Below are 6,167 nucleotides of genomic sequence, written 5' to 3' on the forward strand. Positions count from 1 at the left end.
TGATGGCACCTGCCCCATCGCTTTGGGAGATAACATCTCAATAACCCTGAGCAGGACGGCCAATGTTGGTGCGGCTGGCTATGTGGCAGGGGTGCTAGTGATAGATATTTGCATTGAATATCAGAGCAACAAATTAGGGGAGGCTGTGTGATGGGAGACCAAAACACTAAGCCGAGAGAAATAAACGGGGTCGAGGGAGCACTTGGCCAGATAATGCAATCCCAGGGGCCTGGTGCTGTAGAACAATGGTCCGACCCTTCTGCTATTGGTGTTGACTACGGCCTGTCATTCTATGGTACCGTAAGTGGGATAGTTGCAGCTCCTAAATTCCAGTGCTCTGATCTGGCTGGGTTCGATGCTGATTTCTTTAAGGGCTATTGGGCCTATGTGGTATGGGATGCCGGTGGAGCTGCTGCACAGCCTCAGGGGCAGATGCTCCAATGTACCGGATACGCTGCCGGCGATTTTACCGTTGCGGCTTTTGCCCCGAACGCGATAGCCGTTGGGGATAAGGTACTGCTCCTGCACCCCAGTATTGCGACGACAATAGATACCACATCTGGGCTCGCTGCCCTTCAAGTATTACTGGCGGCTATTACAGCGGCTGGCCCGACAAATGTCCAGCTTGAAGCAGCCAGGGACGCCGTTATCGCTGCTATACCTGCGATGGTAGGTACAGACGGGGCGGCTCTAGCAGCTGACTGGACAGGAGCATTAGCTACAGCATTATCCGCGTATACGGCCGCAAAAGCGGCCTTCATTGATGTGGCAATATCTAGCAGAGCGCCATCAGCCACAGCATTAAGCACAGCACAGTGGACTAATGCCTTGGCTACGGCCCTCGGAAACTATACCGCGGCCCGGGCCGGCTATCTGGATAACATCAACCAGGCAGGGTTATTGCAGGTCACGGCCGCCAGAGCTGCTCTTCTCGACCAGATAACCGCTCTTAGACTGGCCGAGCTGGATGCCGCTAATATACCGGCGGATATAGATACCCTTAAAACTAGACTTCCCGCGGTCCTAAGCGCCGTCAGAATTGGGTATCTCGACGAGCTGGATGCCGGCAACCTTCCCGCTACGACCGACAATATCCTCCTGGACACCCAAATAAGGGTAATTCAATCCGGAGTGCAGGCAATCCTCGCTGCTGCGACCGAGTGGCTTCACATAGACTCTGGTACTAATGGTGCCGAGATACTTAGCATTACCATCAGCGGCTTAATAGGACATGACTGGACACTTGCCACCTATGTGCCTGCAGCGGACGCAGTGGCTGCTCCGGCAGCCGACGACAAGAGGGATACTATAGCCTATCTGGCTGCCGATACAGAAGGTGGTCTGCTAAAGCCCTTTGGCATACCTTTCAATGCCTACCTCAAGTTCACCAACGATGGAGCGAATGACCAGATTGATCAGGTGACTATTACGTATAGAAGCAGGGGCGTACTGACGCTCACGTGGGGGGCGTAAATGCCATTAGACCCAAGTAGAACCGGGAAAACGCTCGATGTTGCCAAGACAGTCATCCTTACTGGGGATGCTGCTGTGGGCGACGTCCTGGACCCAAAGACTTTCTACAAAGACGACCCGGAAACTAAATTGACGGGCACGCTGGCTACCGTAGCAATAGTAGCCGCTAATGACAGCTACCCCGCAGGATACCATGTTGGCAATGTTGGTGGATTGGATGCCATAGATGCTGACCTTGCCTCAGCTAATATTAAGTCTGGCAAGACCATTTTCGGCAAGGCCGGGGCAGCCACTGTTCAAGACATAGCCGACGCTGACCTGGCCGTAGCGGAAGCACCGACCGGCAAGAAGTTTTACGCCGTGACTGGGGGTGTTAAGACTGGCACTGGAACCAAGGTTCTTAGTGCTGCCAATGAAACTGTTGCCGCCGGATACTATGCTGCCACTACCCTCAGCACTGTGGATGTTCACCTCGCTGCGGAAAATATTAAGACTGGTGTAGTTATCTTTGGATTCACTGGGGCACTTATCCCAGTATGGTACGCATCCGACACGCTGCGAAACTCCAATGATACCGAGCAGCAGTATAACTCTATCGCATACAGCAAGGAGAAAGAGACCAAACTAGACCAAGAGTTCAGCGGTGGCATACGTATCAAGTTTGATGGGAGACGCGTCGGTGACTATCTTGCGTATGCGAAGATATACCGGAACGGGGTGGCCATAGGCACAGAGCAGACGATGGGAGGCGCAGGCACAGCTTATGTTACATTCTCCGAAGACTTCGCTGGTGTTGCATGGGCAATCAATGACCTTATCCAGTTATATGTATACTCTGCGGATGTATCATCGGCATACGCAGTCAAAAACTTCAGGTTCTACTATGATGTCGTGGCGGATGCTATACCGACAACGAATCAAGACCCGTAGGAGCTAATATGATTGGGGCAATAGAGTTTCAGAATAGTGGCGAACTCCCGACCATCATCCTTGATCTCGAGCAGCAGGGATGTGTGGTTCGAGAAATCCAATACCATACTGACGGATGCCGGGTTATTTACAGTGACATGGCACCCGCAGTCAACTTGCCGCGACTAGAGGAATATCTGATAGGGCTGGAAAGATGAATCACTATCGACAGTGTAGCGGGCTGATATGAGGGCGCACAATAGTGTTTATGGCCCGGGGTGTGTAGAGTGGTAACCGAAGCCGCAATTCAATGCAGCCGTGAGGCGGAGAGCCATGCAGGAGCGCTACGCAAGGTAGATGGCCGGTGGGTCTGCCAGCAATGCTGGGCAAAAGAAAACAACATTGAGGTTAAGAAGTCACCAGGCAGGCGTACCCTATGCCCACGATGTGGAGAGGTCTTGATGACTCGCTACAGGGGAGGTGGAGTAAGCATCAAATCTCTGAATACAAATGGACGCAAGGCTACCCTGAAGTGTAAATGTGGTTACGAGAAGACCATTCGTAATCCCTTTGGCGGAAGGATGAGCCGCGATGAGGTTGCCCGACAGCGATTGCGATCTGTGGCAAGACAGGCAAAACACGAAAGAAAAAATAGGGAGTAGAGATGAAGGGATTAACTAGAGGCCTGGCTGTAGCACTGGAGGCAGTAGGAATCTGTGCGGTCCTCATCGGGATCGGGATTGAGGTGTACTACGAAGCCGACTGGGGCTTTGTATGCATTACGGGGGGAGCTGTAGTCGTAAGCACCGGCTCTCTCATTTTCGCAAAGCTGCTCAAAGGGAGAGGTTGACGCTGTTTACCTCACTCTCTTTTTCCGGCGCTGGCCGTTGAGCCGGTAATACCTGTTGCGACCCGAGAATGCACCCCAGGCGACTTCGTGGCCATCGACTTTTTCGAAGTGTATCCAGGCCTCAATGCACAAGTCGCAAAGCTCTTTACCGCGGTAAAGGATGACCTCTTCCAGGAAGTGGTTAGGGCCGCAGTAGATAGTGCAACACCGGCACTGCAGGTGCTCGGAATAAAGGACTCCGCAGATCCTGCAAACCGGGCCACTGGTATAGTCACTAAACTGTGTCAAGACTCAGCCTGCTTCTTCTCCGGGGCCTTCTTCCTGAACCAGTACTGGACCACGAGGGCATTCCAGCCAATGAGTGCCCCCAGGAAGACACTTGTACCGGAGGCCTCCAGTACCCCTACGCCTGAGGGCTCGGCGAGGGCACTCCTAACTATCAGGACCGTGAATACCGCCCAGCCAAGAGTGACCAGGAGCAACAGGATGGTATAAATCCACTTCATTTTCATATCTGAGTTCATTTTGAATCCTTTGTCAAGAGTTTATCGCCTCCTGAGATGGTATTCTTCCAGTCATATTTGATTCCCTTATTGCCGTACATCGGGCGGAGTTGCCGTAGGTCAACCCCGCCCGACGCTATACCTACGGGGCTTTGACTACAATTCTTCTGGAGCCGGTTCACTCGGAGTGGTTACCGAGCCCTGCGCTCCTGCCCCTGTGGTATCACCTGTGGTATCAGAGGGATACTGTAGTGATTTGAATGCGTTGCCAATTTCCTGCGTCTTGGCCGTCAGATATTTGTCGTAGTGGTCCTCACAGACCGGGATATTGTCAGCTCCCACACCGCACAATTCGTCTTTACCGCACTAATGGCACGTTCTCATCAGGTCTTGCTTCCCCTGCGGTCTTTAACAGACTGTGCCCACGCTGCAATCGTAGAGTAAGGCAGCTTATCCAGCTCCTGGATCAGGGGCTCCATCTCTTCTGGAATGCCTGTCTCTCCCTCGAGAGCACTTTCCCTGGTGATGGATACGGGGGCTTTAACGGTTTCGAAGGCCCAGGGGTTGAAGCAGTAATGGTCCCGAACGCACTGAAGAGACGGAGCAGTGAAGCGGTCATAGATGGAGTACCTCACGCCGTCAGGGGAGACCAGGGCGTGGTAATAGTTCTCCTCAGCCTGTACCAAAAGGATGTGGTAGCCTTTGTCCATCCATTCCATGTGTGGCAGTGTCATCAACATCCTCCTTGAATTCCCGTAACGCAGTTGCCGTTACATCTAGGGTACTTTCTTGAGTCTCCGGTAGCTCTTGCCCTCTAGCTCAGTCATCTTGCCGCCGGTCATCCCGTAGAGGCGGTCCACAGTGTCAACTCCCATCAACAGTTGTAAAGAGTCATCACCTGCTAGAGGCCGGCGGGAATTGAGTACGACAGGAAGCCCCGCCCTTACTCGGGCATCAATGAGATACCAGTACATTTCCTGGGTGAACCGGTAGGACCTGGGCTGCTCCTTGCCGACGTCATCGAGCATGAGAAGGTCGACTCCCCCGAGTTCCTTATAGACGTCAGTCTCCCGCTCATGGCGCTGGCCATCAGGGGCGTCGTAGGTAGCCCGGACCCTCCTCACCAGCTCGGGGCCACTGACGAATCTGACCGGGCAACGAGTTCGTTCCGGGTCTCCATCCCAGTTATCAATGATGTGGGCAGCCATGCAGCTCATCAATACGGTTTTCCCGACTCCGGGGGTAGCCGAGTACAGTATCAGTGAGCGGGAAGCGGCAGGGTCATCTACAACAAAGGAATCAGCCCACTTCCGGCAGACTTTCTGTGGCTTGACCTGGTAGCTCATATCAAGGTCCTTGAACCGAATAGCCTGGAACACCGGTGGGATTCCACAAGCGTGGAGCCAGGTCTGACGCAGGGAGAGGACCTTGAGGCGGCGCTCTTTCTCCGCGGCATCATTTTCGGCAGCTTCCATCTTCTCCCGGCACGACGGGCAGTCACGGTCGCGGATCACCCGGGGCGGGTCGACAAAGTAGAAGGTCGTGACGTCACCTTCGAAGCTTTCACCGCACGTCTTACAATCACAGGGGCCCGTCTCAGTCTTCTGGGTCGGTCTCGTCATCTGCGTTGACGGTCCAACCGTCCTTCTCTGCTTCCTCCCGAGTATATCTCCGAGGAGCTCCAGCCCCTGCGTCCGCGGCTCGCCTTGATAGTCCTTGGTTTCTTCCGGCATCCGGCGGTCCTCCTTCATCTTGCCAGTTCTCAAGTATTGCCCGGATGTATTTCCAGTTTCTCTTGTTACGGGTCAGGGCTTCCTTGAAAGCGGGTCTAATCCAGCTGATATCGCCACTGAAACTTTCACAGAATTCTCTAATATCTTCCCCGACTATGCCCGGAAGTTGTCCGATGTTTTCTTCAAACAGGGTGACGATTTGAGCGGAAACGGATTGGAGAATAACGGAATTGTCGTTACTTGTAACGAGTTTTCTGACGTTACGCTCTTCCTCTGTCTCTCCCTCTTCCTCTTCCTCTAAAAGGGGGGGTCTGGGGGGGACCTCGTGTAACGCCTTTTCCGTTTCAAACTGGCGCCGGCGGTGTCGCTTCACCCTGTCTCTCACGGCCTCTCTGGTGGCTGAGGGAACCTGTGACTGCCTGTCGGCAAACTTGGTAATGACCAGGGTCGCCCCGTCCCAATGAAGGCTGCTCTGCCGCTGCATCTTCTCAACCATGCTCATCAGATGCCTGATGTCGGTCCTCTTGGACAGATGAAGACAGTTGGCGATCTCGTCGATATTCAGAGGGCGTCCGGCGCTCTCCGAAATGCGCCCATCCTGAGCCAGCTCTTGAGCCAGGGTAACCAGCTTCCACCATGCCCCGGTCTCGGCAAGGGTGAGTCCGAGCATCTTTGGGTCGTGAATCCACTCGACCCACA

Annotated in this window: 7 protein-coding genes; 3 read left to right on the top strand and 4 right to left on the bottom strand. The window is 53.9% G+C overall.

Translation table 11 applies throughout. The annotated features are described in order from the left end of the window. Positions 1–150 precede the first annotated feature (150 nt). The 3 genes from VMW13_10045 to VMW13_10055 all read left to right on the top strand — a co-directional run bounded on the left by VMW13_10045 (position 151) and on the right by VMW13_10055 (position 3,232). Entirely contained in the window at positions 151–1,473 is a 1,323-nt protein-coding gene (locus VMW13_10045) for a hypothetical protein (protein HUV45156.1), read from the top strand. Then, positions 1,474–2,403, top strand: a complete 930-nt coding sequence (locus VMW13_10050; GenBank protein HUV45157.1) for a hypothetical protein — start codon at positions 1,474–1,476, stop codon at positions 2,401–2,403. It abuts the gene before it with no gap. 643 nt (positions 2,404–3,046) lie between these two features. Continuing rightward, positions 3,047–3,232, top strand: coding sequence for a histidine kinase (locus tag VMW13_10055; protein HUV45158.1), 186 nt, complete (start codon positions 3,047–3,049; stop codon positions 3,230–3,232). Between the two features lie 6 nt (positions 3,233–3,238). On the opposite strand, the gene VMW13_10060 is transcribed toward VMW13_10055, so the two are convergent. The 4 genes from VMW13_10060 to VMW13_10075 form a co-directional block, all read right to left on the bottom strand. Then, a complete protein-coding gene (locus VMW13_10060) occupies positions 3,239–3,520 on the bottom strand; it encodes a hypothetical protein (protein HUV45159.1) in 282 nt (93 codons plus the stop codon). Further along, entirely contained in the window at positions 3,517–3,756 is a 240-nt protein-coding gene (locus VMW13_10065) for a hypothetical protein (GenBank protein ID HUV45160.1), read from the bottom strand. Before VMW13_10065 ends, VMW13_10060 begins: the two co-directional genes overlap by 4 nt. Positions 3,757–4,118: 362 nt before the next feature. Further along, positions 4,119–4,469, bottom strand: a complete 351-nt coding sequence (locus VMW13_10070; protein HUV45161.1) for a hypothetical protein — start codon at positions 4,467–4,469, stop codon at positions 4,119–4,121. 862 nt (positions 4,470–5,331) lie between these two features. Then, on the bottom strand, positions 5,332–6,167 hold an 836-nt coding region (locus tag VMW13_10075), incomplete at its 5' end, for a DnaD domain protein (GenBank protein ID HUV45162.1).

The organism is Dehalococcoidales bacterium (assembly GCA_035529395.1).
GTDB lineage: Bacteria > Chloroflexota > Dehalococcoidia > Dehalococcoidales > Fen-1064 > DUES01.

What these genes read in the sequence shown, in the direction of transcription:
- VMW13_10045 (HUV45156.1), top strand. Translation starts at nt 151, where the DNA reads ATGGGAGACCAAAACACTAAGCCGAGAGAAATAAACGGGGTCGAGGGA.
- VMW13_10050 (HUV45157.1), top strand. Translation starts at nt 1,474, where the DNA reads ATGCCATTAGACCCAAGTAGAACCGGGAAAACGCTCGATGTTGCCAAG.
- VMW13_10055 (HUV45158.1), top strand. Translation starts at nt 3,047, where the DNA reads ATGAAGGGATTAACTAGAGGCCTGGCTGTAGCACTGGAGGCAGTAGGA.
- VMW13_10065 (HUV45160.1), bottom strand. Translation starts at nt 3,756, where the DNA reads ATGAACTCAGATATGAAAATGAAGTGGATTTATACCATCCTGTTGCTC.
- VMW13_10070 (HUV45161.1), bottom strand. Translation starts at nt 4,469, where the DNA reads ATGACACTGCCACACATGGAATGGATGGACAAAGGCTACCACATCCTT.